The organism is Massilibacillus massiliensis, from assembly GCF_900086705.1.
Lineage (GTDB): Bacteria > Bacillota > Negativicutes > FLKF01 > FLKF01 > Massilibacillus > Massilibacillus massiliensis.
On sequence record NZ_LT575483.1, the window covers coordinates 308766 to 335224 of the forward strand.

33 protein-coding genes are annotated in these 26459 nt (G+C 33.9%); all 33 read right to left on the reverse strand.

Annotated elements, in window-relative coordinates; genetic code table 11:
* Positions 1 to 29: 29 nt before the first annotated feature.
* Entirely contained in the window at positions 30 to 620 is a 591-nt protein-coding gene (locus tag BN6559_RS01645) for a lysophospholipid acyltransferase family protein (protein WP_110953130.1), read from the reverse strand.
* Positions 610 to 1287 carry a (d)CMP kinase gene (gene cmk / locus BN6559_RS01650; RefSeq protein ID WP_110953131.1) on the reverse strand — a complete coding sequence of 226 codons (678 nt, stop codon included), beginning with the start codon at positions 1285 to 1287 and terminating at the stop codon, positions 610 to 612. The genes BN6559_RS01645 and cmk overlap by 11 nt, the downstream gene beginning before the upstream one ends.
* A 24-nt stretch (positions 1288 to 1311) precedes the next feature.
* Positions 1312 to 2607, reverse strand: a complete 1296-nt coding sequence (gene aroA / locus BN6559_RS01655; RefSeq protein ID WP_110953132.1) for a 3-phosphoshikimate 1-carboxyvinyltransferase — start codon at positions 2605 to 2607, stop codon at positions 1312 to 1314.
* 153 nt (positions 2608 to 2760) lie between these two features.
* Complete coding sequence (locus BN6559_RS19150; RefSeq protein WP_199883674.1) at positions 2761 to 2937, reverse strand: DUF5359 family protein; 177 nt, start codon at positions 2935 to 2937, stop codon at positions 2761 to 2763.
* Positions 2938 to 2988: 51 nt separating this feature from the next.
* Positions 2989 to 4230 carry a BaiN/RdsA family NAD(P)/FAD-dependent oxidoreductase gene (locus BN6559_RS01660; protein WP_110956224.1) on the reverse strand — a complete coding sequence of 414 codons (1242 nt, stop codon included), beginning with the start codon at positions 4228 to 4230 and terminating at the stop codon, positions 2989 to 2991.
* Positions 4231 to 4292: 62 nt separating this feature from the next.
* On the reverse strand, positions 4293 to 5012 hold the full coding sequence (locus BN6559_RS01665; RefSeq protein WP_110953133.1) for a pseudouridine synthase: 720 nt from the start codon (positions 5010 to 5012) through the stop codon (positions 4293 to 4295).
* Between the two features lie 33 nt (positions 5013 to 5045).
* On the reverse strand, positions 5046 to 6011 hold the full coding sequence (locus BN6559_RS01670; RefSeq protein WP_110953134.1) for a hypothetical protein: 966 nt from the start codon (positions 6009 to 6011) through the stop codon (positions 5046 to 5048).
* Between the two features lie 11 nt (positions 6012 to 6022).
* A complete protein-coding gene (locus BN6559_RS01675) occupies positions 6023 to 7303 on the reverse strand; it encodes an FAD-dependent oxidoreductase (RefSeq protein ID WP_110953135.1) in 1281 nt (426 codons plus the stop codon).
* A gap of 164 nt (positions 7304 to 7467) precedes the next feature.
* Complete coding sequence (locus BN6559_RS01680) at positions 7468 to 8007, reverse strand: spore maturation protein (RefSeq protein ID WP_110953136.1); 540 nt, start codon at positions 8005 to 8007, stop codon at positions 7468 to 7470.
* Positions 8004 to 8603: a nucleoside recognition domain-containing protein gene (locus BN6559_RS01685; protein WP_110953137.1), complete on the reverse strand. Its 600-nt coding sequence runs from the start codon at positions 8601 to 8603 to the stop codon at positions 8004 to 8006. The genes BN6559_RS01680 and BN6559_RS01685 overlap by 4 nt, the downstream gene beginning before the upstream one ends.
* A gap of 145 nt (positions 8604 to 8748) precedes the next feature.
* Entirely contained in the window at positions 8749 to 9900 is a 1152-nt protein-coding gene (locus tag BN6559_RS01690) for a D-alanyl-D-alanine carboxypeptidase family protein (RefSeq protein WP_110953138.1), read from the reverse strand.
* A 184-nt stretch (positions 9901 to 10084) separates the two neighbouring features.
* The gene (gene ytfJ / locus BN6559_RS01695; protein WP_110953139.1) at positions 10085 to 10501 is read right to left on the reverse strand and encodes a GerW family sporulation protein; all 417 of its coding nucleotides are present in this window, start codon (positions 10499 to 10501) and stop codon (positions 10085 to 10087) included.
* A gap of 22 nt (positions 10502 to 10523) precedes the next feature.
* Complete coding sequence (locus BN6559_RS01700; protein ID WP_199883676.1) at positions 10524 to 11090, reverse strand: DUF2953 domain-containing protein; 567 nt, start codon at positions 11088 to 11090, stop codon at positions 10524 to 10526.
* 94 nt (positions 11091 to 11184) lie between these two features.
* Positions 11185 to 11697 carry an SMC-Scp complex subunit ScpB gene (gene scpB / locus BN6559_RS01705; protein ID WP_110953141.1) on the reverse strand — a complete coding sequence of 171 codons (513 nt, stop codon included), beginning with the start codon at positions 11695 to 11697 and terminating at the stop codon, positions 11185 to 11187.
* Between the two features lie 7 nt (positions 11698 to 11704).
* Positions 11705 to 12418, reverse strand: a complete 714-nt coding sequence (locus BN6559_RS01710) for a segregation/condensation protein A (RefSeq protein WP_110953142.1) — start codon at positions 12416 to 12418, stop codon at positions 11705 to 11707.
* Positions 12419 to 12421: 3 nt separating this feature from the next.
* Positions 12422 to 13408 carry a tryptophan--tRNA ligase gene (gene trpS, locus BN6559_RS01715; RefSeq protein WP_110953143.1) on the reverse strand — a complete coding sequence of 329 codons (987 nt, stop codon included), beginning with the start codon at positions 13406 to 13408 and terminating at the stop codon, positions 12422 to 12424.
* A 12-nt stretch (positions 13409 to 13420) separates the two neighbouring features.
* Positions 13421 to 14020: a site-2 protease family protein gene (locus BN6559_RS01720; protein ID WP_110956225.1), complete on the reverse strand. Its 600-nt coding sequence runs from the start codon at positions 14018 to 14020 to the stop codon at positions 13421 to 13423.
* 132 nt (positions 14021 to 14152) lie between these two features.
* Complete coding sequence (locus BN6559_RS01725) at positions 14153 to 14389, reverse strand: DUF1653 domain-containing protein (protein WP_234407790.1); 237 nt, start codon at positions 14387 to 14389, stop codon at positions 14153 to 14155.
* Between the two features lie 119 nt (positions 14390 to 14508).
* Positions 14509 to 15102, reverse strand: coding sequence for a stage V sporulation protein AE (locus BN6559_RS01730; protein ID WP_110953145.1), 594 nt, complete (start codon positions 15100 to 15102; stop codon positions 14509 to 14511).
* Positions 15103 to 15213: 111 nt separating this feature from the next.
* Positions 15214 to 15567 (reverse strand): stage V sporulation protein AE, encoded by a 354-nt coding sequence (gene spoVAE / locus BN6559_RS01735; RefSeq protein WP_324609394.1) that lies wholly within the window; start codon positions 15565 to 15567, stop codon positions 15214 to 15216.
* A gap of 12 nt (positions 15568 to 15579) precedes the next feature.
* A complete protein-coding gene (gene spoVAD / locus BN6559_RS01740) occupies positions 15580 to 16584 on the reverse strand; it encodes a stage V sporulation protein AD (RefSeq protein ID WP_110953146.1) in 1005 nt (334 codons plus the stop codon).
* Positions 16585 to 16606: 22 nt separating this feature from the next.
* Positions 16607 to 17068, reverse strand: a complete 462-nt coding sequence (gene spoVAC / locus BN6559_RS01745) for a stage V sporulation protein AC (RefSeq protein ID WP_199883679.1) — start codon at positions 17066 to 17068, stop codon at positions 16607 to 16609.
* A 68-nt stretch (positions 17069 to 17136) separates the two neighbouring features.
* Positions 17137 to 17337, reverse strand: a complete 201-nt coding sequence (locus tag BN6559_RS01750; RefSeq protein WP_110953147.1) for a dodecin family protein — start codon at positions 17335 to 17337, stop codon at positions 17137 to 17139.
* A 110-nt stretch (positions 17338 to 17447) separates the two neighbouring features.
* Positions 17448 to 18176 carry a SigF/SigG family RNA polymerase sporulation sigma factor gene (locus BN6559_RS01755; protein WP_110953148.1) on the reverse strand — a complete coding sequence of 243 codons (729 nt, stop codon included), beginning with the start codon at positions 18174 to 18176 and terminating at the stop codon, positions 17448 to 17450.
* Between the two features lie 10 nt (positions 18177 to 18186).
* On the reverse strand, positions 18187 to 18618 hold the full coding sequence (gene spoIIAB, locus BN6559_RS01760) for an anti-sigma F factor (RefSeq protein WP_110953149.1): 432 nt from the start codon (positions 18616 to 18618) through the stop codon (positions 18187 to 18189).
* A 10-nt stretch (positions 18619 to 18628) separates the two neighbouring features.
* Positions 18629 to 18964 (reverse strand): STAS domain-containing protein, encoded by a 336-nt coding sequence (locus BN6559_RS01765; RefSeq protein ID WP_110953150.1) that lies wholly within the window; start codon positions 18962 to 18964, stop codon positions 18629 to 18631.
* A 149-nt stretch (positions 18965 to 19113) separates the two neighbouring features.
* Positions 19114 to 20001 (reverse strand): site-specific tyrosine recombinase XerD, encoded by an 888-nt coding sequence (xerD, locus tag BN6559_RS01770; protein WP_110953151.1) that lies wholly within the window; start codon positions 19999 to 20001, stop codon positions 19114 to 19116.
* A gap of 395 nt (positions 20002 to 20396) precedes the next feature.
* Positions 20397 to 21023 (reverse strand): stage II sporulation protein M, encoded by a 627-nt coding sequence (spoIIM, locus tag BN6559_RS01780; RefSeq protein ID WP_110953153.1) that lies wholly within the window; start codon positions 21021 to 21023, stop codon positions 20397 to 20399.
* Between the two features lie 54 nt (positions 21024 to 21077).
* Entirely contained in the window at positions 21078 to 21626 is a 549-nt protein-coding gene (locus tag BN6559_RS01785; protein WP_110953154.1) for an NUDIX domain-containing protein, read from the reverse strand.
* A gap of 132 nt (positions 21627 to 21758) precedes the next feature.
* Positions 21759 to 22529 (reverse strand): sporulation transcription factor Spo0A, encoded by a 771-nt coding sequence (spo0A, locus tag BN6559_RS01790; protein WP_110953155.1) that lies wholly within the window; start codon positions 22527 to 22529, stop codon positions 21759 to 21761.
* Positions 22530 to 22786: 257 nt separating this feature from the next.
* Complete coding sequence (gene spoIVB / locus BN6559_RS01795; protein ID WP_110953156.1) at positions 22787 to 24133, reverse strand: SpoIVB peptidase; 1347 nt, start codon at positions 24131 to 24133, stop codon at positions 22787 to 22789.
* A 140-nt stretch (positions 24134 to 24273) separates the two neighbouring features.
* On the reverse strand, positions 24274 to 25986 hold the full coding sequence (gene recN / locus BN6559_RS01800; RefSeq protein WP_110953157.1) for a DNA repair protein RecN: 1713 nt from the start codon (positions 25984 to 25986) through the stop codon (positions 24274 to 24276).
* Between the two features lie 17 nt (positions 25987 to 26003).
* Positions 26004 to 26456 carry an arginine repressor gene (gene argR, locus BN6559_RS01805; protein WP_110953158.1) on the reverse strand — a complete coding sequence of 151 codons (453 nt, stop codon included), beginning with the start codon at positions 26454 to 26456 and terminating at the stop codon, positions 26004 to 26006.
* Positions 26457 to 26459 lie beyond the last annotated feature (3 nt).

Sequence of the window (26459 nt, forward strand, 5' to 3'; positions counted from 1 at the left end):
TAGATGGAAAAAGAGCGCAGTTGCGCTCTTTATTCTTTCATAAGATATTCAATTTCATTCATAATGTCTTGTGAAAACTCCTGTAAAGCACTTTTATCCGCTTTTTCACTATGTATAGTCATCGGCCTTCCAAAACGCACTTCCAAATCAGGGAGAAAGCTACCTTTTTTGAAAATTTTATTTGTACCAATAATCGCTGTCGGAATAACCGGAACACCAGCTTTCAAAGCAATGAGTGCAAGTCCAGCCTCTGGTTTTCTAATCATACCATTCTTACTTCGTGTGCCTTCAGGAAATAATCCAAGACAATGTCCCTCTGTCAATAAAGAAATCGCTGTCCGAATCGCACTTCTGTCAGATGCACCTCTACGCACAGGAAATGAATGAAGCTTTTTGATGATATATCCAAATATAGTAATTTTAAACAATTCTTCCTTCGCCATAAAGTGCACATATCTAGGTACAAAAGCAGCAACTAAAGGTGGATCCCACAAGCTAACGTGATTTGCCGCAATAATAACTCCACCTTGCTTGGGAATATTTTCTTTTCCTAGAACTTTGCAGTGAAATAACCTCAGGAATATATTGAGTAAAATTACTTTTAGAAAATCATATAGCATGTTGCACACACTCACATATATTTAAAATTTTTGCTACCGTCTCATCAATAGATAAATCTGTCGTGTCTATTAATTTTGCATCTTTAGCCTGAATTAAAGGTGCTATATCACGTTCACTATCAGCCTTATCTCTTGCCGCAATTTCTTCTTTTAATTTTTGTAGTGAAATCTCATATCCTTTTAACTTCATTTCCTTCCATCTACGTTTCGCACGCTCTTCAATAGAAGCAGTCAAAAATAATTTCACCTCAGCATTTGGTAAAACATGCGTACAGATATCACGACCATCCATAACAATTCCGCCATTTTTTGCCATGATCCTTTGCAAGACAAGCATCTTGTCTCTAACAGTTGCAATTTGAGCCACCTTAGAAACAAGCTTCGTCACTTCTGGAGTTCTAATTTCTTCTGTTACTTCGAAGCCATCTACGAATACCTTTATTTTTCTATCAATATATCTTAATTCAATTTTGATATCTTTCACAATTTCGCAAATCAAAGGTTCTGTAATATTACATTCCTTCTGCTGTAAAACTTTCCATGCGACCCCTCTATACATTGCGCCGGTATCAATATAAATATAATTTAGTTTTTGGGCGACTAACTGCGCTACAGTGCTTTTGCCAGCTCCTGCTGGACCGTCTATTGCGATAACCAACCTTCTCATAAACTCCTCCAAATTACCACTATACTAAATACTAAGTCTTTCTAAAGTTTCATAAAAATCTGGATAAGAAATACTTACACATTTTGCATTTTGAATTTCAACCCCAGCACCAGCAGCACCGGCAATTGCCAAAGCCATAGCAATACGATGATCATGATAAGAATCGCATTCTGCATTTCTAAAATTAACTGGGCCATCAATCATCAAGCCGTCTTCTGTACCTTGAATACAATCATTGAACTTATTAAATTCATTTGTAATTGCACTTAAGCGATCCGTTTCTTTTACACGTAGCTCACCGGCACCAGTAATCACAGTTCTCCCTTCAGCAAACATTGCTGCTACAGTTATAATAGGAATTTCATCAATTAATCGAGGCATAATTTCAGCCCCTAATTCAGTACCTCTTAACCTAGCTGACTGCACAACTAAATCAGCAACGGGTTCTTTACCACTAGAACGCTCATTTATAATTTTGATATCTGCACCCATTTTTAATAAAACATCAATAATGCCTGTGCGTGTTGGATTAACCCCAACATTTTTAAGTGTTAAACGACTATTAGGAATAATTGAAGCAGCCACCAGCCAAAAAGCCGCTGAGCTTATATCTCCCGGAACTTCAATATACTCTGGGGATTCGAAACTTTCTACTTTTTGGACTCCAACACTTGTCCCAAACTTATGTAAGGTAACACCAAAAGTTTCTAACATTCTTTCGGTATGATCACGTGATGTATACGGCTCCGTCACGATCGTTTCTCCATCAGCATATATACCAGCTAATAAAATTGCAGATTTTACTTGCGCACTTGCCATAGGCATTTGATAATGCATCGAAGAAATCTTTTCCGCTGGCGCTATCGTCAATGGCAAATATTTCGAATTCTGTCTAGCAATGATTTTTGCGCCCATTTGTGACAACGGCTGAATGACCCGCCCCATTGGCCTTTTTCTCAAAGAAGCGTCACCTGTAAAAGCTGATAAAAATGGCTGCACAGATAAAACGCCCATCATTAAACGCAATGTAGTTCCAGAATTTCCTGCATCAATTACATTTTCAGGTTCAGTTAAGCCATGTAAACCTTTTCCGTAAACAAGCAGCTCAGTTGCGCTTGTTTGCTCAATTTTGATTCCCAATGAACGCATACAGCTCACCGTTGACATACAGTCTTGCGCATTTAAAAAATTAGTTATTTTTACCGGTTTATTTCCTAAACTAGAAAACATCACACTTCTATGTGATATGGATTTATCACCAGGAATAAGGATTTCTCCATTCAAACCTTTAACAACATTTATTTTTTTCTTATCATTCATATTGTATCCTCTTATTTTTCTATAGTATTATTTTCATCATAGTTTTACTAGAGCCTTACATCTAGTCTATAGTAAAATTGGACGATTTATATAACTCTTCTTTTATATAATACTATACTACTAACAAAATGAAAATTCTAAATAAATAAATTTTCACTTATTCAAATCAAACGCTGTTCCTTCAAGCTTATCAACAATAGATAACTCAGATCTTACATTATGATTTAACATTAAAAATTGTACACCAATCAGTATAAGACAAATAACAATAGAAATTTTCAATAAATATTTTTCACTTTTAATGGGATATAAATTTTTCCTTCTACGCATAGTATCAACTCCTAATCTAAAGTACACATATTATGCGCAGTTGATTGATATCTAATCATCATTGGCAGCACTTTGTCCCGCGATATATCCAGTAGAAAATGCAGCCTGCAAGTTGAAACCACCCGTATATCCATCTATGTCAATTACTTCTCCAGCGAAATATAAATTTTCAACTAATTTTGATTCCATTGTCTTAGGATTAATTTCCCTCACATTGACTCCTCCAGTTGTCACAATCGCTTCAGCTATTGGTCTCGTCCTTGTTATCGTTATAGTAAGGCCCATAATCACCTCTATCAGACGAGTTCTTTCTTCTTTCGTAATCTGATGAATCGGTTTATCTGGATCAATATAGGACAAATCTATTACAATATCTATTAATTTTGCTGGCAGCAATTCGCCTAAAGAATTTTTAATTTGTTTACGTGAAAATTTTTCAAAATCTCTTTGTATACGTTTGTCTAACATTTCTATCGTTAAAGCAGGTTTCAAATTAATGGACAAATTAACTGTTTTGTTCTTCATTAAGTATTGATCTACAACTTTACTTAATGATAATATAATCGGACCAGAAACACCAAAATGTGTAAATATCATTTCACCAAAATCTTCACCGATTTTGGTCTCGCCCGAAAACACTGTAACGCGAACATTTCGAAGAGATAACCCCTGAAGTTCTTTAATCCATTCCTCTTCTACTTCCAATGGAACTAAAGAGGGCCGAATTTCTACAATCGAATGACCTACTTGCTCTGCTAAACTGTACCCATCACCAGTTGACCCAGTTCCCGGATAAGAAGCACCTCCCGTAGCTAGAATAACCGCATCAGCAAAATAAATTTTGCCTGCTTGCGTCTTTACACTCACTATTTTTTGATTTTCAATATTCATCTGTGCTACAGCTTCTTCTGTTAAAATACTAACGTTTAATCTATGCAAAGCTCTAAGCATCGCTCCAACAACATCCGCAGCCTTATCACTTTCTGGAAAAATTCGACCGCCGCGTTCTATTTTAGTTGGCACACCAAGTTCGTGAAAGAATGCAACAACATCATCATTAGAATACTGGTGTATTGCACTATATAAAAATTTCCCATTTCCAGTCATATTTTTAATGATTGTTGGAATATCCGCATTATTGGTTATATTACAACGTCCCTTACCTGTAATTAACATTTTTTTCCCGACTCGATTCATTTTTTCCAAAACAGTAACTTGCGCACCTTGCTTAGCTGCATGAATGGCAGCCATTAGACCGGCAGCACCGCCACCAATAACAATTATCTTTTTCATCGTATTCATTATCCTTTATCTTCTTATTGCATTAGAACAATTAAATAACCCTGTACAATGGGTTATTTAATTGTTTTTAAACTTTCAACCTCATCTGCAGAAAGTAGTCTATATTGCCCCCGTCGCACTCCTTCTAAATTTAACGTAGCAAATTTTATGCGTTTTAAATTTTTCACTGGGTAACCAATCGCTTCACACATACGACGGATTTGGCGATTTTTTCCTTCGTGAATTGTTATTTCTAAAGTAGTTAGATTATAATTCGTATCTATATCTATAAGATGGACTTTCGCTGGCGCAGTTATGCCGTCTTCTAATTTAACACCAATTCTTAAAATATCTAATTTGTCTTCTGATGGAATTCCCTGCACTTTAACCAAATAAGTTTTATAAATTTTATATTTAGGATGAATGAGATGGTTTGTCAATTCTCCATCATTCGTTAGTAACAGTAGCCCTTCAGTATTATAATCCAAACGTCCGACTGGATATACACGTTGATCTACACCTTCTAATAAATCGATCACTGTCTTGCGTCCTCTATCATCTTTTGCACTTGTAATAACACCTTTAGGTTTATTGAGTAAAATATAAATATTCTGCTGACTAGAAATTAGCTTTCCATCAACATGAATTTTATCTATCTTTACATCAACCTTAGTGCCAAGTTCCAAAACAACAGTTCCATTGACACTAACCCTTCCTTGCTGAATTAAAATTTCTGCAGCTCTTCTAGACGCGATTCCTGCTTGGCTCATCACTTTTTGCAAACGCTCCAAAATGTACTCCCCTTTTTGTTAAATATTAGAATATAACTAATCTGGCATAATATCTTTATATTCTGTTTGTACCTTACACATTTTAACTACTTTATTATTCTTCATCAACTTATGGCAGCTTCCACAAATCCCTTCGCCACAACACATTGTTGCATTATTGGTTGCCGCCATTGGCAGATTTACGTTACTTTCATTCATAAGCCTTATAATCGCCGAATGCTGCTCATCCGGTCCTGCACTAACAATTAAATCATGATTCTGCATAAACAATTCTTTTAAAAACTTAAAACCTTCTTTACGAAGTGAAGTTACTGTATGTATTTCAACTTCACTGTTTACTAGCATTTTTTCTATAAAAATTGTACCAACTTTCCCAGGCGCAAAAATACCTATGATCTTATTTTTATTTTTTAAAAGTTTTTCGATAATAGGTAAAGCGGGTGCTTGCCCAACCCCCCCAGCTACCAATAATATCTTACCATTTGTTATATTGTCAATCCATGGTTTTCCCAAAATCCCATTACTATAAGGTCCTTTTATCATAATCTCATCTCCTATAGCAGATAAAAAGTGTTCTGACTTGGCTCCAACGCCTTCTACAACAACAGTAATTTTATTCTCTACAACTTTCACTACACCAACTGGAAAATAGTAGGAATCCATATCATGAATGCCTCGTAAAAAAACAAATGATCCTAATGATTGCAATGCATCAGCCAAGCTTGCTTCTGTTACAAATTCGATTAGATATGTGTTCAATCCTACTTTTACCTTTGATATAATACTACCTTCATAAGAAAGTCGCACTACTGGTGCTAATTTATTATTCTCCGCTTTTTCTTTCCAATGTTTCTCATACATAATACAGACTCCCGCCCAATTACACTCACAAACACTACGTCCTTGCAATTTTGAACAAAAGACACAATGGTTGGTAGTTGCCAATAAACACGGACAATATTTTGAATTCAAATCATTACAACGTGCAATCAACTCTTTCATTATTTCACCTCCTAAACTAAGCAAGTATTATAAATATCGGTTAAATTGTTTTCTTTTATCCTCGCTTTAATTTCTAGATCATTCACGGAATAGAGTCCACTAACTTGCATTCTTTCAAAATATACAGATCCAGAAAAAGTATACCGCAACTTTAATCCTTCACTTTCTAACATTCTTTCATGTATAAAAGCAATAAAATCACCAACAGCTACACTTCTAGGCAATTCTAAGTACTTCATATCCAAAGTGCAACGTACTGCATTATTTCCTGCAAGTAAACCTGTAATGATGGCCTCTGTGTGACCAACTAATATAGCTGATTTTTCTCCTGCACAAAAAACATTCTCCAAACCATTTACTAACAAACAATTTTCACTAGGTGCAATACCCAAATATCGAACAGAATTTCCAGCACCACCTGCATATGGATCCTCATAACGCGCTTTTTCTAATCCCTTAATTGTACGTAAATCTTCAAGAGGAAAATAAGAGGTCATTAGTTTTGCATGCCCAGTATCCAATAAGATAATATTATCTGCAAATTCAGCGAGTGCATATTGACTACAGGCTTTTTTGCCTAATGCACCTGTTTTTTTAATTTTTTCTGGAACTTTTAAAATCACTACGCCTTCTCTATCTAATTGTTCCCGAACTTCATCAGATAAAGAATCTTTATTTATTTTACAAGACCCACTCATAGCGCCCATACTACCATCTGCTTTTTGCCCAAAGAATTCCTGAATACCTGCTTTTTGACAAATACTAATCCTTGGGCCGAAAGATGGACATCTCAATATACACATAGCACAACCATTTCCATACGTAAGACAATTCCCCATAGGTCCAGCAGTACCTGTTGCATCAACAAAAGCATCTGCTTCTAATTCATTTCCGCCATCTATAATAACTCTCTTTAAATTTCGTGCATATTTAACTACATGATTTACTCTAGCTTTGGTTTTTATACAAACTCCATAAGATCTTAAAATATTTTTTATAATCGGTTCCATCTTAGATACATCATAAAGAGAAGCATGTTTATGTCCTGGGAAATTTATGCATTTATGACGACTGTTTTGATCCATTGCAACGAAAAAATCCCCTCCTCCCATAGCAACACTTTCTTCCGCTGCAGTATAGCGTCCATTATTACGAAATATTCCTCCAACCAGTCCGGTCCCTAAAAGCATATCCGTGCGTTCTAAAAGAACAACTTCAGCTCCAGCTTTGGCCGCTGATAACGCAGCAGCACAGCCAGACCAGCCTCCGCCGACAACAATAATTTTTGGCAATGTGCTCCCTCCTTACTTAAATCTCACTACAGTTTATTCAGTTAAACCAAAACTGCTACACCACATAGAAAGAGACATCCTTAAGGAAAGCAGATCTATCTAGAAATCACTTTTAAAATTAAACACCGGAGAACATAAAATAAAGCTGATGCCACAGCATCAGCCTAATAAGAAAAAATTAAATTACATAGATAAATAGAAGTGAAGAAACCTACTATATCACCAACTAACCCCACATAAAGGGAATATCGCAATTTTATTATACCAACTGAACCAAAATAAACAGTTAAAATATAAAAAGTTGTATCTGTACAACCAACAACAACTGAAGCGATTCTACCATATAAGGAGTCTGGTCCAAATCGATTGATTAATTCACTCGCTATTCCTAATGCGCCAGTGCCAGATAACGGTTTCATAACACCTAGAGGAACTAATTCTTTCGGGATCCCTAACGAATCGAGGATCGGAGATAAATAATGAATACCGACTTGTAAAGCACCAGAATCTCTAAAAACACTAACGGAAACCATCATGGCAACTAAAAAAGGCATAATCCTAATCGCTGTATAAAAACCTTCACTCGCACCTTCTACAAAAGTTTCATAAACTTTTACCTTTGCTAACAACCCTCCTAAAAGAATGATGACAACGATCATAGGAATTGCCCATACCGATAATTTTGTACACAGTTCCAAAATCATGGCCTGTTTCCTCGCATACGATAATAAATCGTTCGACAAAAGAAATCAAAAATTAACACAATAATTGTTGCAAAAAAACTCACCATTATCGTAATTCCAACGATCTCTTCAGGATTAGAAGACCCAGCTGCTGATCTTAATGCAATAACAGTAGCTGGTACAATCGTAAAACCAGTTGTACAAATTGCTAAAAAAGTACACATTGATGGTGTTGCTGCATTTTTTTGATGATTTAATTTTTGCATTTCTTGCATTGCTTTTATTCCTAAAGGTGTAACAGCATTTCCCAAGCCTAATATATTCGCACTAACTGTCATAACAATAGCTCCCATAGCGGGGTGTTTTTCCGGAATTTCAGGAAAGATACGCCGCATGATAGGGCTTAACAATTTCGTAATCAGTCTTATAAATCCGGCTTTTTCAGCAATCTTCATCATACCTAACCATAAACACATAACACCGATAAGTTTAAAGGATAAAAGAACTCCATTTTCTGCAGCAGAAATCATACTTTTTGCAATTATATCAATTGTCCCATTTATTGCAGCATATAGTATGCCTACGAGTAAAAACGATGCCCATATGATATTGATCATCTTACTCACCTCATACCAAATCTATGATAAGAAGTTCATAAAAATACTAAAAAAGAACGGTAAAATACCGTTCTTTTCAGACTGTAGATAAAATAAATTTATATATCACAATAAGCAATATCGAATACCACTGCATATCGCTCTTTTAACGTAATTGATTTTTAAAGTAATCAATTACTTGCATAAAAGATTTATAAATCTCTATAAAAAATGATTTGCGATCTATCGTATCATTTGCTATTAAATCCGCAGATTCAATTTCTTGATTATCATATAAAATACGTATTGTACCTAAACGTTGCCCTTTCATAATTTCAGCTTCAATCATGTCAGGAGCATCAATCACTGTTGTAAATTTATTTTGTTCATCATCAACCACAGGGATATTAATATCTTTATCAAGAGAAAGTGCTACAGAATCTTTTTTACCAGAAAGAACTTTTGATGTTTTTAATATCTCACCTTTCTGAAATAAATTCACAGACTTTACATGTTCAAAACCATAGTTTAATAATGCAATAGAATCGTTCCACATATACTCACTATCTAGAACAACTGCAATTAGTTGAATACCATTGCGGTTTGCAGCGGAGACCAAACATCTTCCAGCAGCATCTGTATACCCAGTTTTTACACCATTTCCCCCATCATATAACCACAACATTCTATTCTCATTAAATAATTCTCGTCCAAAATCATGTTTCGCCCAAGGAATTATTTTTGTTTTTGTACTAACAATTTGTTCAAACATCGGATTTTTATAACCATATGCGGCAATCTTTGCTAAATCATGTGCTGTCGAATAATGGTTAGGGTCTGGAAGGCCACTTGAATTTGCAAAATTCGTTTGTGTTGCGCCAATTTCATGTGCTTTTTCTGTCATTAACTTCGCATAATTTTCAACCGTTCCAGCCAAATGTTCTGCAACTGCAACTGTAGCATCATTCCCAGAAACAAGCATAATTCCATATAACAAATCCAATAATCTTAATTTTTCATCTTTTTCTAACCACAAAGAAGATCCTTCTGTTACAGAAGCTTTTTCACTCGCAGTTACAACTTCGTTTAAATCACTTTTTTCCAGCGCTACAATCAATGTCATCATTTTAGTCGTACTTGCTGGATAACGCCTACTTTCCGCATCTTTGGCATAAATAACTTTACCAGTTTTTGCATCCATAACAATTGCAGATTTAGCAGTTATATTTTCTAAACCGCTCGCAGCCCAGCAATTTGCTGCGCTAAAATTTAAAATAAAAAATGTTATGCATACAATAACATTGAAAAACTTAAACATAAAAAAACTATATACCCCTTTCTCCAAACCAAAAACACAACATGAATTATTATATATGAAATTTGTCCTATAGTCAAAGTTTAAAATAGCTTAGAAACGTTTTATAAATTAAAGTAAAACAAGACTCTTGCAACATCAAAAGTCTTGTCAAAACCTAAAAATTTTCATGCTCAAAAATCTTTCATTAAGCATCAAAATTATTCTTATTTTCATCATTGTTATCTTGTTTATCGCATTCCTTATTTACAACTTTTTGTATAGTCTCTATCGCTTGTGGAAATAAATCTAAAATTCTATCATAAAGTGAATTTTCCTCAACACACATAAAACGAATTCCATGTTCTGGTGAACAAACCAAAAAGCCAACTGGTTTTACGCTCACACCTGCCCCACTGCCTCCACCAAAACCACGCGATGTATCTTCTTCCTCAAAAGCCTCGCCTCCGCCTGCCGCAAAGCCAAAAGCTACCTTCGATATAGGTATAATAACAGTCCCATCGGGTGTATTCACAGCTTCTCCAACGATGGTATTTACATCTACCATCTGCCTAATGCTTTCCATTGTCGTTTTCATTAACCCTTCAATTGGCTGTTCACTCATATATTATGTTACCTCCATTACACTATAGTAAGCTTCTTAACATATATATAATATTGCCAATACTAAGAGTAAATATACAGCTTACCCGAATTTCTTCCTGTTGGGTTGTAAACATTGGACAAATTCGACCTTTAGGAATCGTATCGAACGTAATTACTTTGTGTAGATAAGCTAAAAAGGCACCTTTAATAGAAAACAATACCCCATATAAAAGTGCTGTTACTGCTGAATTCGAAAAACCAATGCATATCAAATAGTCAAGTTTCTTACAATGAAAATATTTTAAGTTAATTTTAACTGATTTTTTATTTTTTTTCTTTATGTCGATCATATTTTCTAATATATTATTTTTTTTCTCTTTAATATGGTGTTTTTCATATTTCTTATTTCCAGAAAAAACTTCTTTTACTAAATCTTTGTCAACCACATGAAATTCTTTATGATATAGTTTAATATAGTTAAATAATATGATCGATAGCTTGAGCGTATTGTTTTCATCTATTTTATGATATGTAACATAAAAGTAGAGTTTCCCATAAAAAATAAGTAATATAAACAAAACCATAGTAATACTCACTACTATTAACAAATTCATATCGCACCTAAATATCTCTTGGAATTTTATTACTTTCATCTAGTATTGAGATATTAAGAAAAAAATATACAGAGTAATGATTACTCTGTTAATTTACATCTGGTAAAGCTGGCAGATCTGCTATATCATCCAAGCCAAAACACTTCAAAAACTCTTCAGTTGTTCCATATAAGATAGGTCTTCCTATCACTTCTTTTCGCCCAACTTCTTTAATTAAATTCCGTTCTACCAATCGATTTAAAACACGATCCACCCTAACCCCGCGAATATTTTCAACCTCTTGCTTCGTAATTGGTTGCCTAAATGCAATGATTGACAAAGTTTCTAAAGCCGGCGCAGATAATTTGCTCTCTAAAGTTTGTGATAATTTTTCTAATATTGGAGCCAATTGAGGTTTTGTACATAATTGATATCCACCAGCTACTTTTATAATCGTTAAACCTCTCTCAGTATGATCCATTTCATTTTTTAACTGACAAATCAATTCTTCAATATTTAACTTATCAACGTTCAGAATATCTCCTAAACGAGCTGCTGAAATCGGATCTCCATGTACAAATAATAACGCTTCTATATGACCTTTAAGATTATTATAAAACATTGCACTGTCACATCCTTTGCTTAATCATAATTGGCGCAAAAGAATAATTTTGTTCAATGAAAACTCTTTTTAATTTTATCAATTCTAATAAAGCTAAAAAAGTAACTACCAATTCTGCTTTTGTTCCGGCTCTAGTAAACGCATCGGTAAAAAAGATACTGTGCTTGTTGTTATGTAATAAATACATAATATCCATCATTTTATCTTGAATATTAAATTTCTCTCTCGAGACTAATGTCGTAGTATTAGAACTTGCTTCCAATACTGCATGAAATGCATCAACTAACAAACCAATTTCTAATCCTTCTAAAGGCAAATAATTGGTCAATAAATTAGTTGGTTCCCTAAAAAACATTTTAGACTGATCACTAGCCATTTTATCCAGAACTTCGCAAACTTCTTTAAATCGGCGATATTCTAATAATCGCTCTACAAGTTCTTGTCTTGGATCCACTTCACTATCTTCTACTTCTGTATCGTTTTTCTTCTGCTTCGGTAATAAAATTCTAGATTTAATTTGCAATAAAGTCGCCGCCATAACCAGAAATTCACTTGCTATTTCAATATTAAATTCTTTAAATTGTTCTAAATACTTTAAATACTGCTCTGTTATTTCTGCTATGGGAATATCATAAATGTTAATCTTATTTTTTTCTATTAGATGCATTAGAAGATCCATAGGACCCTCAAATGTATCTAATTTAATCTTATATTCAGCCATTTTTTAAAGATGCATTGCTTCACGAACCTCTTCCATAGTAACACGCGCAACTGCACGAGCTCGTTCAGCACCATATTCTAAAATTTCTTTTACTCTACCAGGATTCGTTTCGTATTCAACTCTACGCGTATGCATGTCTGCCATGGCCGTGACCATTTTTTCAGCAAGCCGCTTTTTGCATTCAACACAACCAATTTCAGCTTGTCTACACTTCGTATTAATTTCTTCTATTTGGTCTACATTAAATATCTTATGAAATTTGTAAACAACACAAATTTCTGGATTTCCACAATCGGTCTTTTTTATACGCTTTGGATCAGTTACCATTAAACGAATGCGTGCTTTTAATTCATCCGGACTTGCAGCAAATGGGATATCATTTCCATAAGATTTACTCATTTTTCTCCCATCAATACCAGGTAATAAAGAGGATTTACTCAATTGTGCTTGCGGTTCTGGAAACACGGGTTTATATAAATTGTTAAACCTTCTCACAATTTCTCGCGATAATTCCAAATGAGGAATTTGATCTTCACCAACCGGAACATATTCTGCTTTATAAAGAATAATATCAGCTGTCATCAACTCTGGATACCCTAAAAATCCGTAAGTATTTATGTCTTTCCCCTGTCCATCCAACTGCTGAATTTTATCTTTATAGGTTGGGACACGCTCCAGCCAAGACAACGGGGTCATCATCGAAAGCAATAAATGTAACTCCGCATGTTCTTTTACCTTGGACTGGACAAAAATTATATTCTTTTCCGGATCTAACCCAGCACTCAACCAATCAATCGCCATGTTATGTATATTTTCTGGTATTTTACTCGTATCTTCGTAAGCTGAGGTTAGTGCATGTAAATCAACAATAGAAAAAAAACATTCATATTCATGCTGCAACTTAACCCAATTTTCTAACGCTCCTAAATAATTTCCCAAATGGAATTTTCCTGATGGCTGCATGCCACTAAAAATACGCCCCTTGCTCATAAAAATCTCTCCTTAAAAAATCAATGTCACAATAATTCTCATCATGTCAAGTATAAATCCAATGATGGGTCCTATAATAAAACTAACTACATTTAGCATAATTAATCCCATTAAGATCAATGTACCATATTGACTATAACTTTCATATTGATATGCTAATCTGCCAGGTAAATAATTCATTAACACTTTTGAACCATCCAATGGCGGAATTGGCAACATATTAAACACTGCAAACATTACATTATAACTACAAATATAATTTAATGTCGTTATCAGCCATGCCTCCCTAATGCCCATTTTGATCATAACGACTAATACGATCATAGAAACAAATCCTGTAATTAGATTAATCCCAGGGCCTGCCAATGATACCAGCATCATACCTTGCCGCCAGTTTTTAAAATTGCGCGCATTCACCGAAACTGGCTTTGCCCAGCCAAATTGCACTAACCAAAGCATAATCAATCCAAATGGATCAAGATGTGCAATTGGATTCAATGTCAATCTACCTTCAAAACGAGGTGTTGGATCTCCCAATGCTACAGCCACTCTTGCATGCGCGTATTCATGTACTGTCAATGCAATCAATAACGCAGGAATACGAAAAATCATATTTTCATCAAACACGAATTTACCAACCTCCAACAAAATTTTAATGCTCTATAAATCCGCATCATTTTATTATACCTAAAATAACACGAAAAGTGAAATATAGCCAAACAAAATATGCAACTTACCTAATTTCTATTCTAAAGATTCGTCTTGTATTGATGATTCACAAACATATGTAAATCTTTTCACAAAAGCTCCATCCTTCTTTATTCTTTCATTAAACATGACAGCTGGTCTTACCCAATATCCATATCTACCATATAAGGCTTGATAAACAACCAACTCTTCCTCTGTCTCGCTATGCTTTGCAATACATAAAACTTTGTATAAATTGCCTTTATAATGTTTATAAATTCCTAACTCCATCATAATCCTTTCTGAAAATAAAAGATACGTATATTTTAACAAATAACATGATAGATATCTACGCTTTTCTCTTTTAACGAAAAAAATCTGTGAAGTATATAACATATCACAGACTTTTTACGTTAAATCTTATCGTATTCAATTCCGTTACGTTTTAATATTTCTTCAATTGCACGTCTAGTCACAGGAGCTCCGCAACAAATATCATCTTTTCTTCTCATCTTTCCAATATCTCCAATTCCAATTACGACTGGAATATCAAGTTCATTAATCACATCCACAGTATCACCTTTAATGATTGTATCATCCTCAAAAAAAGCACTATGTCTTTCCTCACCTTTTTTATCAATCGGCACATGAACCATACTACCTTCCTTCGATATGCATACATCGACCTCAGCCCCATAGTTATCTGTTGTATTAGAAGCTACAGCAATCGCTCCGAGTACTTCGATATCAGGATGATTTGCAACATATTCCATTGCCAATTCGCCTTCTCCCTTTTCAGGTTCTCCTTTGTCATCAAACATAACAAGTACAGGATCTTTTGGCACAGTCTTTAAAAGATCTACAATCTTTTTACCGCTAATAGGAGTTGGATTACCAGCAGATGCCGATAAACAACGTAAATCCAAATCATATGCAAGTTTTTCAATGACTTTCTGCGCAACACGATCGCCATCAGTAATTAATATTACTCTAACTTTTTTCGTCATGTTTCACCTCATATTTTAGAATATAAATAAAAAACTATAGTTCAGGTGAAGTTAGTTTTCCAAATAGATTCTGTTCTACTGACAAACTTTAAAAGATTGTACGACCTCAAATCATCCTTTAGGATTAAATATAACCGCCATAAAAAAACCAAAAACAATGGCAGCCATAATTCCAGCCGCTGTTGCTGTTAGTGCGCCATTAAAGACACCTAGAAAGCCGTATTTATCAACAGCTTCTATTGTTCCTACAGCAAGTGAATTACCAAACCCCGTTAAAGGAACTGTTGCACCGGCGCCACCTAACTCGACTAGAGGTTGATACCAACCTAGACCGCCTAAAATAGCTCCCACGACAACAAATAAAACAAGTACATGAGCCGGAGTTAAATTTGTTAAATCCATTAATAATTGTCCGATGATACAAATAACCCCGCCAACTAAAAAAGCCATAATATATTCTTGCACTTAAAATGCCTCCTATACCTCAATTGCCAATGCATGTGCTATACATGGAATTGACTCTTTTTGCTGATAAGATGTAGGACTATGCAGGCTTCCCGTACCAACTAATAATATTTTGCAATAGTTTTTTTTACACAGCATTTGATAAATATATCCGCAAAATACGACTGCAGAGCTTGCACAGCCACTTGCACCAGCATGTGCATCTTGCTCTTCTCGATAAATAATACATCCACAGTCTTCGTAGTTTTTAGATAAATCAAATCCTTTTTCTGCACATAGATTGATCACAATTTCCTTGCCTATATCGCCCAAATCACCTGTAAAAATCATATCATAGTATTCCGGACTTCGACCTGTATCATTAAAATGTGTAATTAAAGTATCTACAGCAGCTGGTGCCATGGCAGGTCCTAACGAGTTGGGATCTTTTATACCCATATCTACAATTTTCCCCACTGTTGCATAAGTAAGTTTCGGTCCGTTGCCTTTTGAAGATAAAATTGCTGCACCTGCACCTGTTACAGTCCACTGAGCAACTGGTGGCCGTTGTACACCTAATTCTGTTGGAAAGCGGTATTGCCGTTCTGCCGCATCATGATGACTGGAAGCCGCCCCCGCTAAAACATCCGCAAAATTTCCATCTATCATGATACCACCAAGTAACATACTTTCTACCATAGTAGAACATGCACCATATAAACCTAAGAAAGGTCTTGCTAACGTTCGCATTGCAAAATGTGTGCTCATCAACTGATTTAACAAATCGCCAGCTAAAATAAATTCTATATTTTCTACAGAAATATTAATTTTTTCACTTGCTTGCTTGATTACTTGTTCTAACATATAAGATTCGCATTGTTCCCAACTATCCAGACTATTAATGTTATCTTTCATAATAATATCAAAATAGTTTCCCTGTAATCCTTGGCCTTCCATCGGTCCACCAATATTTGCTGTACTAATAATTATTGGTTGGTTTACAAAAACAATGCTTTGCTTGCCGCATCTTTTATTCAAAAAAAACCCCTCTTTCAAAAGATTAATAAAAGACTCTAAACCAATGAATTATCCCTACAATAAAAGCAGTAACAAGACTATAGACAATAACAGGTCCTGCTATGACAAACATTTTTGCTCCAATACCAAATACAAAACCTTCTCTTTTAAATTCCATTGCACATGCAACGATAGAATTTGCAAAGCCAGTAATTGGTACAACGGAACCGGCACCAGCTCGTTTGCCTATTTCGTCATATATTCCTAACCCAGTTAAAAATGCTCCTAAAAATACCATTACGATAGATGTAGAAGCTGTTGCATCCTTTTGACTTAATTCTATAGATACAAAATAATGCTGGATGAATTGCCCAATTACACATATAATTCCTCCAACAAAAAATGCCCATAACAAGTTTTTAAATATTGGCGGTTTAGGAATTATTTTATTTACTCTATCTTGATATTGTTTTTTTCTTGTTTCTTCCATTTGCTTTTTTTGCAAAGAAATCTTCCTTCCTCTGATTACTGATACGTAGAAAAGAGCACCAATTGGTACTCTTTTCTTAATTCTTAATGTTTCACCTTAAATGCTAATTTTACATCAGCACGATATTCCGCTATATGTCCATCATGAATATTTGCCGTAAAATTTGTTACCTCAACTCCTAAGATATTGTCAATCGTCTTAGATGCTTCACTAACTGCATTATCAACGGCATCTGTCCAATTATGTTGAGAACTACCAACCAATTCAATTACTTTTACAACCACGATATTTACCCTCCATTTAATAAACTTCAATTCTTATTCTTTACATAATAAATTTTTCTATTCACACAGATATTGCTTTTAAAACAAAAAAAAATAGATCTTCTAAAGATCTATAAAAACATCCTTATTCGTTTTAACGCTTGTTTCTCAATCCTAGATACTTGGACTTGAGATAACCCAATTAATTTAGCAATTTCTGCTTGCGTCTTGTCTTTATAAAAACGAAGTATAATCACATTACGTTCTCTCTCAGGTAAATTTTTCAAAACTTCCTGCAATGCTATTTTTTCCAAGTTGTTATTTTCATTTTCTAAACTATCATTTGATTTGATTTGATCTAAAAGTAATAGTTGATCACCACGATCGTTAATCGTCGGTTCATAAAGTGAAACAATCGGTTGCACTGCTTCCAACGCAGCAACGATTTCTTGAGGTGCCAAATCTATTTTATCGGCAATTTCAAGAATCGTTGGATCTCGCCCTAAAATACCTTGTAGCCCTTCTTGCGTTTTATGTACTTTATAGGCAATATCTTTTAACGGTCTACTTACTTTTATTGGGTTGTCATCACGCATAAATCGTCTTATTTCTCCGATAATCATAGGAACCGCATAGGTTGAAAATTTCACATTGAAATTTTTATCAAATCGATCAATGGCTTTAATTAATCCAATACATCCTATTTGAAATAGATCATCCCATTCATAACCACGGTTAAGAAATCGATGTACAATACTGCGCACTAAATTTATATTTTCTTTTAAGATATATTCTTTTGCTGTGGGATCCCCCTCTTGGGCCTTTGTAATAAATATACTTAGTTCCTCATCATCTAACATAATACACCACCTAATGTATATCTTGATTTGATATATTTTTTATCATTTTAACAGTGGTGCCTTTGCCTATTTCTGATTTTATATCTAATGAATCCATGAAAGATTCCATAAAAGCAAAACCGAGCCCCATTCTTTCAGGATCGCTAGAATAAGAAGGTTTTCTTGCTTCTTTTATATCTGCAATACCTTTTCCGTAATCTCGAATAATGAATTCCATTCTATCCGCATATAAATTCATAATCAAATCAATAATCTCTTCCTTTTTTTCATAGGCATGAATTACTGAATTAGAAACAGCTTCCGATATCGCAACTTTTATTTCCTCAATTTCTGGTAATGTAAGATTTGCTTGTGAAGCAAAGGCTGCTGCTGCGACTCTTGTTAACCCAATATTTTCACCTAAACTTTGTAATGATATTTTTATTTGATTTTTTATTTGCATGATACCCTCCCTATAAACATGAAACTGCTTCAAATTCATCATCATAAACTTTTAGTATTTTTAAAACCCCTGACAACTCTAAAATTTTTCTTACTGAATCACAAACTCCAATTAAGCATATATTCCCCTTCACATGCATAACTTTCTTATAGCGTCCCAAGATAACCCCAATCCCAGAACTATCAATAAAAGCCACCTCTTTTAAGTCAATTACTACATCTTTAATTCCCATGGTATGTAAATATTCATCCACGATTTGACGGAATTTTTCAGCCCCATACATATCAAATTCTCCTATTACTCTTACTATAAGTATACCTTTTGTTATCGTTGCTGTTACTTCCATTCTGCTCCCCCTTATAAAACATAAATGTAAAATAATTACTTATCATTATTCTATAAAAGGTATTTTTTTCCTGCATGAAAACATGAAAAATAGGATTGATTATGATACAATCCTATTTTTGTAGTGATATTATTTTAAACTACGCATATCTATGCTCGAGGATGTGCTCTATCATATACCTCTTTTAAGGGATTTTTAGTCACTTGTGTATAAATTTGCGTTGTGGAAATATCTGCATGACCAAGCATTTCTTGTACCGAACGTAAATCTGCTCCATTTTCCAATAAATGTGTCGCAAAAGAATGTCGAAGTGTATGCGGAGTTATTTCTTTTATAATTTTTGCCTGACCGGCATACTTTTTTATAATTTTCCAAAAACCTTGCCGAGTTAAACGATTTCCATGATGATTAAGAAAAAGTGCTGGTTCTTCATATGTACGTACAATTTTCGAACGCCCTTTATTTATATATTCGTGAACACTTTTTACCGCAATTGAGCCAAGCGGTACAATACGTTCTTTTGATCCTTTACCATAGCATTTAACATATCCCATATCCAAATTAATGTCAGAAATATTTAAAGCAACAATTTCTGATACACGAATTCCTGTGGCGTATAACACTTCCAACATTGCCTTATCTCTAAGTCCAACAGACAGTCTCACATTCGGCTGCTTTAGCAACTCCTCTACCTCGGAGATCGAAAGTATTTTGGGTAATCGCTTCTCTAATTTTGGTGTTTCTATTTTTTCTGCTGGATCATTCTCTAAATAGTTTTCTTTTACTAAATATTGGTAAAAAGCTTTTAAAGCAGCTATATTACGTGATATAGTGGAAACCGCCTTGCCTTGCAATTTTAAATTATTTAAATAATCTATAATGGTTGTTCTGCTAGAATCTTGGATATTTTCAAATTTTCCATTTTCTAAATATCTTTGAAATTGCCTCAAATCTCGTCCATAAGATTCCAATGTATTTTTAGCTAAACCACGATCAACTGCCAAATAATTAATAAATTGATCAACATAACCTTCCATGTTTACCATCCTTTACCGGCTTATCAATTTCATACTTCTACCTTATTTAATATTTAATTATACATAATGTAATTAATTCCACATAAAAACGTAATTCCCTGTCTAGTATTGTCGAAAAATTCAATTTTTTATTTGATTATTTATAACCTTTCGACGCGTAGTGGCTCTTGATAATTATCAAAATGTATTTTATTCTCATAAGGATTAATAAATAGTAATTGACTAATTAATTTAGGTAAAACATAAAATAAAATAATCGCTAACAAAAAAGTTACACAAATAAATTTAATCATTTTTTTCAACTTTTTTTGATGGAAAATGACTAGCATTCTTATCACCCTCACTAACGATAAATAATAAGATAAATATGCATCCTATGTTTATTTATTGATATTCTAGAATAAACTTGCTACAAATTTCATAAATACAGGGGATACATATACTTCGAGCAATGTGCTAATCAACATGCCTAAAGATAATATAACGCAAACAATACTATAATTAATCGAATTTGCTAATAATTTAGAATTGATTTGTTTCTTCTTATTAATAATCTGCATAGAAAAATTAATTGAAAAAATACTAATTAAAATAAGTATCGGAATCGCTAAAAAATTATGTGGTAATATAGCAACGAGCGCAAACAACAATCCTTTAAATACAAACTCATTCACCAAGATTCCCACAGTAAATCCAATAATAAATCCTCGCGTGAAAACAATAAACAAAATAAATGGAATTCCAATTATAGTAAATCCTAAAATCCAAATAACGAGAACAAATTTTAAATTATTTCCCAAAACTGTTAAAAACAAATCAAGACTATATTCTGTATGCGCTGCAATATCTTGAAAAAAAATATTTAGATATCCTGCTAGCTCGCTTTTTTGGCCCTCTGGTAGAATTTTTATTGCCATTGCTCCAAATACAACACCAATACTAAAAATTAATATTACGAAAAAAAACTTTACAATATTATTTTTTATGTATTCTTTTAACCCTTGCCGAAAATATGCCAGCATAAAAAATCCTCCCTGCATTATAACCTTGTTAACTCTATGCAAGGAGGTTTTTAATTATACCATTTTGTCCTTTCTATTTAACGTCATCAAAATCGCAACTAAACTTTTAGCATCGTAGATTTGTTCTTCCTGAATCATTTTCTTTATTTCTTCTACTTCATATTTTTCAACATGCAGAAACTCATCTTCATCTAAACATTGCTCGCCTTCTATTAATCCTTCTGCAACATAAAGATGAATTACTTCATTCGAAAATGCCATCGTAGTTCCAATTGTCGTTAACTTTTTAATTGTTTTTGGGGTATATCCAGTCTCTTCTTTTAATTCGCGAAGCGCACACTTATCAGGATCTTCACCTTTATCTAATTTTCCTGCCGGAATTTCTAACGTAATTTTTCCTACAGGGTACCGAAATTGTTTTACCATAACGATTCTTCCATCTTCCAAAATAGGCACAACAGCAACTGCGCCTGGATGTTGGATCCACTCTCGAACTGCCTCTTTTCCATTTGGTAATAACACTGTATCTTTACGAACTTTTAATAATTGCCCATCAAAAACATGTTCTTTGCTAATCAACGTTTCTTCTAAATCTTTACTCATAAAACGATTTCCTCCAATATACATACTAAAAATGCAATAAAATTTAAATTAATTTTAGTTTATCATATTTATATAAAATAATCCTATTGCAGCAAAAATAAAAATCCCGTCAAAAGATGACGGGATTTTATTCTAAGCACGCATTTCCATTCTAAGTTTATCTGCAATCATTGCCATAAATTCTGAATTTGTAGGCTTACCTTTTTCTAATTTTATTGTATAACCAAATATTTTATTGATCATATCCATATTACCTCTTCCCCAAGCAACCTCAATCGCATGACGGATCGCTCTTTCTACTCTACTTGGTGTTGTAGAATATTTTTCAGCAATTAATGGATACAACACTTTCGTTACAGCACCTAAAAGATCAACTTCATTTACGATCATCATAATTGCATCCCGTAAGTACTGATATCCTTTTATATGTGCCGGAATACCTATTTCTCTAATAATGTTCGTAACTTCAATATCAATTGGATGTGCTTTAATCGCCTGAGCAACTAATGGACGTTGCTCTGTAATAGTTCCTGCTAATTGTCTAATTCGACTTAATAAAACTTCCATATTGAATGGTTTTAAAACGTAATAATCAGCACCCAACTCAACGACTCTCTGTGTAATACTTTCTTGTCCAAAAGCTGTCAACATAATAATTTTAGGTCGTTTCAATGGTGAAACATTGATATGTTCCAACACACCAATTCCATCAAGATGAGGCATGATAATATCTAAAATTATAACATCAGGCTCCTCATTCTCAATAATCTCCAAAATTTCTTCACCATTGTAGGCTACTCCCACTACCTCAATATCTGGTTGTTCAGAAAGATACTCTTGAATAATCCCCACAAATTCCCGATTGTCATCTGCTACAGCAACACGAATTTTTTCTTTTATCACTCAATATCCTCTCCTTGTGCTTTATAAGAACATATTTATTCATTCGACAGTTATTGGTTAATTCCTTCCTTACATGTAAAAAAAAACCAAAATAATTATTTATTAAATAAAATAAAATCATAAAACTAGTACTTTTTACCTTTTGCACTAATTTTACGATTTTATTTATAGATTTATTTATCAAAATCCATACTAAGAAATATCTTTTTATGACACTTAAATCATTTGTAAATTTTGCTCATAGTTCGATTACAAGATCACACATACACTTGTATTAAACTACCAAATAATTGCTGTTCCGATCTTACATCTTTTTTAGGAATAATTCCGCCTTCCATCAACATCCAATCCATAAAACATCCATATCCTTTTGTAGGATCATGTACAAATACATGCGTGATCGCTCCGACGAGTTTTCCGTTTTGTATAATCGGGCTACCACTCATTCCTTGCACAATGCCTCCTGTCCTAGCAAGGAGTCGCTCATCTGTTACTTTGACGATCAAACCTTTTCCCTCAGGATAATTTTGCATATTAATTTTTTCTATCTCAAGTGAAAATCGTTCAATCGTCTGTCCATCTACAACTGTTAACATCTCTGCATAACCAGGCTCAATTTGATTCATTGAAGCGACTTCGATAGGCTCGGAATAAATTGCATCTATTTTTTCTAAATCAATTTTTCCATATATACCAAATGGCGTATTTTTTTCGATATTTCCAATGAGTTGATCTTCTTCAATAAAAGTTCCTATTTTTTCACCAGGATGTCCATTCTTTCCTGACTGAATGCCTGAAACATTGGCAGGAACAATTTTTCCATCTTCACAAGGAATTGGCTGATTTGTATCACTATCTGTAATGACATGGCCTAATGCTCCATACACGGCAGTTTTAGGCTCAAAATACGTTAAAGTTCCTACACCGACCGCACTGTCTCGCACAAATAAACCAATTCTATATCGTTTTGTTTCCGAACATAAAATTGGCTTTATTTGAACATAAATAGTTTCTTCATTTCTTTTTAATAAAATATTCACGTCTTTTTGATCATTGCCGCAATTGTTTATGATTTCAGCAACTTCAATATCGCGACTTATTTTTTTATCATTAATTTGTAGAATGCGATCCCCTACACGAATACCTGCTTTCTTAGCAGGATTCTTCGTATCGCCGTTTGTATCAACAACAGGTGAGCTTCCAACCACAAGAACACCTTCCGATTTTAGTATAACACCGATAGATTGTCCTCCAGCTACCACTTTTATTGGTGAAACAATGTTCACTGCGATTTCTTTTACTGGAATGATTCCGAACAACTTAAAGTCCACAATTGCCTGTCCGTGTTTTAGAGGCTCTAAAAATACAGGTTTTGAAAAAAAATTTTCTGTAGCAATTGGTTTTAAATGTAATGTGTTCTCCAAATTTTCATGAACATTTATTGTTAATGGATATTGAACTTCCCAAAAAGCTATCTCATCCTCAAAAATTGTCATATAGTTCGGCAAGGCATAAATATTTCGAAACTGTGGAGACATTGTAAAAGCGACGATTAAAATTGCGAGTACAAATCCAATAAAAGGACGCCACTTCATTTTTAACATATTTTCACCCCACCTTATTCATTTATTAATTTGCGCTAAATTTATAAATTCCCGAATAAAGTGCGGATTATTCTAGCAAAACAGTGGGTTTTTTACATGGTAATTGAAAATCAAACAATATACAGCAAGGCACATGTTTTTTAAACATGTGCCTTGTTTTTCCAATTTTCTTTTTTCATAATTCCATTGTTAAACATTTCCAAAGCATTATTCAATGAAGCAGAAGTAATATTAGCTCCCGATGCCATGCGTGCAAGCTCATTGATCTGTTCTTCCTTATTCAATCGTTTTATAATGGTCCTGGTCTTTCCTTCTTGAACCTGCTTATCAATATACATATGACAATCCGCCATACAAGCAATCTGTGCCAAATGTGTTATACAAATGACTTGTTTATGCACAGCTACCATTGCAATACGCTCCGCTACCATTTGCGCTGTTTTACCGCCAATACCAGTATCAATTTCATCAAAAATCATCACACCAATTTTATCTTTTTTAGCACATACCGCTTTTATCGCTAATGCAATCCGCGATAATTCCCCTCCAGATGCGACTTTTTGCATGGCTTTCGGTTCTTCACCAGCATTGGCAGAAAATAATATTGCAATATTGTTTTCACCATTTTGATTCAATTGCTCGATTTGATTAACACGTATAACAAATTGTGCATTCTGCATTCCTAATTCACTTAAATGCCCTTGTACTTCTATAGCTAATTTTTCCGAGGATTTCTTTCGTAAAATAGTTATTTCATTCGCAAGCCGAATTAGTTTATCTTTTAAAGTATCTACTTCTTTCTTTAGCTCTGCTATATTTTGATCATAATTTTCAATGTCAAGTAATTCTGTTTTTGCTTTATTATAATAAAGCAAAATATCCTCGATCGTCGCTCCGTATTTTTTACGTAATTTATAAATCACGTCCATGCGTTCTTGCATTTTGCTCAGACGTTCTGGAGTATAATCTAAACATTCTCCATATTCTCTTATTTCATAGCTGCATTCTTCCAGTTGGCAGAGTGCATCCGTTACGATTGTAAGTGCATTTTGAATACGTACATCATACCGGCTGATCGTTTCTACACTTTTTTTTACTTCAGCCAAAGCTGGAAGAATTGCTCCATGGCCTTTTTCACCTTGTTCTAATAAAACATACGAACGTTTTACTAAATTTGATATTTTCTCTGCACTAGATAATAATTTAATTTCTGCTTCTAACGCAACATCTTCATTTTCTTTTAAACTTGCTGCAGCAATTTCATCCGTTTGCCACTTAAGCATATCGATACGCTGTACATATTCTCGAGAATCATTTTCCTTTTTCAGTAAATCATTTACTTTATTTTTCCATTCAAAAAACAGTTGCTGATAGACAAGTAATCGATCTAATATTTCGGAGTCATAATTATCAATCAATGCAAATTGATTTTCCATTTTTAAAAGCGCCTGATTTTCATGTTGCCCATGTATATCTACCAACTTTTCCCCCAAAGCTTTTAAAATACTTAGTGTAACATGACAATGATTTACACATATCACATTTCTTCCATTTTTAGAAATCTGTCTGCTAATAATCAAAGTATCCCCATCATCAACAATGTTGTTTTTCATTAAGAAATCATGAATCTCACTGTGACTGGCTATATCAAAAATTGCTTCAACTCTCATCCAATCACTACCACTGCGAACATGGTCGCTTGAAGTACGATAGCCTAAAATAACACCTACAGATCCAATTAAGATTGATTTTCCTGCACCAGTTTCCCCAGTCAAAATATTTAGTCCTGTAGTAAAATCAATACTTATATATTCAATTAAAGCAAAATTCCACACAGCTAAAGTTTTCAACATATTTTTCTTCTCCTAAATTAATTACTTAGTAATTCAAGTTTTCGCAGAATTTGAGGTGCAGCTTCAATCGGTTTAACCACGACCAGGATATTATCATCTCCAGCTACAGTTCCGATGATTTCAGGCCATTTTGCATAATCCAAAGTAGATGCCACTGCATTTGCAGTTCCAGGCAAAGTTTTAATTACAATAATATTTTCACTATAATTTAGTCCAACTACGGAATCTTGAAACATTCTTGCCATTCTATTTTTAGAAAAAACAATATTTTTTTCAAGTGGATAGGCATAACGATAGCGTCCGTCTCCCGTTGGTATTTTTATTAACATCAGCTCTTTTATATCTCTTGATACAGTTGCTTGGGTAACTTCAATATTTTGCTTCCGTAAAGCCTCAGCAAGCTCTTCTTGCGTTTCAATTACAGTGTTTTCAATAATTTCCTTTATTCGCGCATGACGTATCGCTTTCACTCA